Below are 2,643 nucleotides of genomic sequence, written 5' to 3' on the forward strand. Positions count from 1 at the left end.
GAATGAAAGACGTGATAGCCTGCGAAAAGCTCCGGGGAGGCGGCAAATATCCTGTGATCCGGAGATGTCTGAATGGGGAAACCCACTTACCATAAGGTAGGTATTGCAACATGAATACATAGTGTTGCAAGGCGAACGAGGGGAAGTGAAACATCTCAGTACCCTTAGGAAAAGAAATCAATTGAGATTCCCTCAGTAGCGGCGAGCGAAAGGGGAAGAGCCCATTAAGTCATATAAGTTCTAGTGGAACGCTCTGGGAAGTGCGACCGTAGACGGTGATAGTCCTGTACACGAAAGGGCTTATATGATGATGTCGAGTAGGGCGAGGCACGTGAAACCTTGTCTGAATATGGGGGGACCATCCTCCAAGGCTAAATACTCCTGACTGACCGATAGTGAACCAGTACCGTGAGGGAAAGGCGAAAAGAACCCCTGTGAGGGGAGTGAAATAGATCCTGAAACCGCATGCATACAAGCAGTGGGAGCCGGCTTAGTCCGGTGACTGCGTACCTTTTGTATAATGGGTCAGCGACTTATATTCAGTAGCGAGGTTAACCGAATAGGGGAGCCGTAGGGAAACCGAGTCTTAATAGGGCGTTTAGTTGCTGGGTATAGACCCGAAACCAGGTGATCTATCCATGAGCAGGTTGAAGGTTGGGTAACACTAACTGGAGGACCGAACCCACTGTCGTTGAAAAGCCAGGGGATGACTTGTGGATAGGGGTGAAAGGCTAATCAAACTTGGTGATAGCTGGTTCTCCCCGAAAGCTATTTAGGTAGCGCCTCGGACGAATACCATTGGGGGTAGAGCACTGTTTCGGCTAGGGGGTCATCCCGACTTACCAAACCGATGCAAACTCCGAATACCAATGAGTACTATCCGGGAGACAGACTGCGGGTGCTAACGTCCGTAGTCAAGAGGAAAACAATCCAGACCGCCAGCTAAGGCCCCAAAATTATAGTTAAGTGGGAAACGATGTGGGAAGGCATAGACAGCTAGGAGGTTGGCTTAGAAGCAGCCACCCTTTAAAGAAAGCGTAATAGCTCACTAGTCGAGTCGGCCTGCGCGGAAGATGTAACGGGGCTAAAACTATATGCCGAAGCTGCGGATGCATAATTTATTATGCGTGGTAGGGGAGCGTTCTGTAAGCCGATGAAGGTGGATTGAGAAGTCTGCTGGAGGTATCAGAAGTGCGAATGCTGACGTGAGTAACGACAATGCGAGTGAAAAACTCGCACGCTGAAAGACCAAGGGTTCCAGTCCAACGTTAATCGGGGCTGGGTGAGTCGACCCCTAAGGCGAGGCCGAGAGGCGTAGTCGATGGGAAATTGGTTAATATTCCAATACTTCTGTGTAATGCGATGAGAGGACGGAGAAGGTTAAGTCAGCCTGGCGTTGGTTGTCCAGGTGGAAGGTTGTAGGCATGTATCTTAGGCAAATCCGGGGTACTCTATGCTGAGAACTGATAGCAAGCTGTACTTGTACAGTGAAGTGGCTGATACCATGCTTCCAGGAAAAGTCTCTAAGCTTCAGTTACACAGGAATCGTACCCGAAACCGACACAGGTGGTCAGGTCGAGTAGACCAAAGCGCTTGAGAGAACTCTGCTGAAGGAACTAGGCAAAATGGTACCGTAACTTCGGGAGAAGGTACGCTGTTGTCTGTGATAGGACTTGCTCCTTGAGCGGCCGACAGCCTCAGAAACCAGGCCCCTGCAACTGTTTATTAAAAACATAGCACTCTGCAAACACGAAAGTGGACGTATAGGGTGTGATGCCTGCCCGGTGCTGGAAGGTTAATTGATGGGGTTAGCGTAAGCGAAGCTCTTGATCGAAGCCCCAGTAAACGGCGGCCGTAACTATAACGGTCCTAAGGTAGCGAAATTCCTTGTCGGGTAAGTTCCGACCTGCACGAATGGCATAATGATGGGGGCGCTGTCTCCAGCAGAGACTCAGTGAAATCGAATTCGCCGTGAAGATGCGGTGTACCCGCGGCTAGACGGAAAGACCCCGTGAACCTTTACTGCAGCTTGACATTGAACTTTGATCTTACTTGTGTAGGATAGGTGGGAGGCTTTGAAGTCGCGACGCTAGTTGCGATGGAGCCGTCCTTGAAATACCACCCTGGTAATATTGAGGTTCTAACTCTGTCCCGTTATCCGGGACGAGGACCATGTCTGGTGGGTAGTTTGACTGGGGCGGTCTCCTCCTAAAGAGTAACGGAGGAGTACGAAGGTGCGCTCAGCGTGGTCGGAAATCACGCGTAGAGTATAAAGGCAAAAGCGCGCTTAACTGCGAGACCCACAAGTCGAGCAGGTACGAAAGTAGGTCTTAGTGATCCGGTGGTTCTGTATGGAAGGGCCATCGCTCAACGGATAAAAGGTACTCTGGGGATAACAGGCTGATACCGCCCAAGAGTTCATATCGACGGCGGTGTTTGGCACCTCGATGTCGGCTCATCTCATCCTGGGGCTGAAGCAGGTCCCAAGGGTATGGCTGTTCGCCATTTAAAGAGGTACGCGAGCTGGGTTTAGAACGTCGTGAGACAGTTCGGTCCCTATCTACCGTGGGCGTTGGAAATTTGAGAGGATCTGCTCCTAGTACGAGAGGACCAGAGTGGACGAACCTCTGGTGTACCGGTTGT

Annotated in this window: 1 rRNA gene; it reads left to right on the top strand. The window is 50.9% G+C overall.

What is annotated here, in order from left to right:
• Positions 1–2,643 (top strand): 23S ribosomal RNA (locus tag FTV42_RS15620); the annotation flags it as partial.

The sequence above is a fragment of the Acinetobacter sp. YH16052 genome, assembly GCF_013417155.1.
In the GTDB taxonomy this organism is placed as follows: domain Bacteria; phylum Pseudomonadota; class Gammaproteobacteria; order Pseudomonadales; family Moraxellaceae; genus Acinetobacter.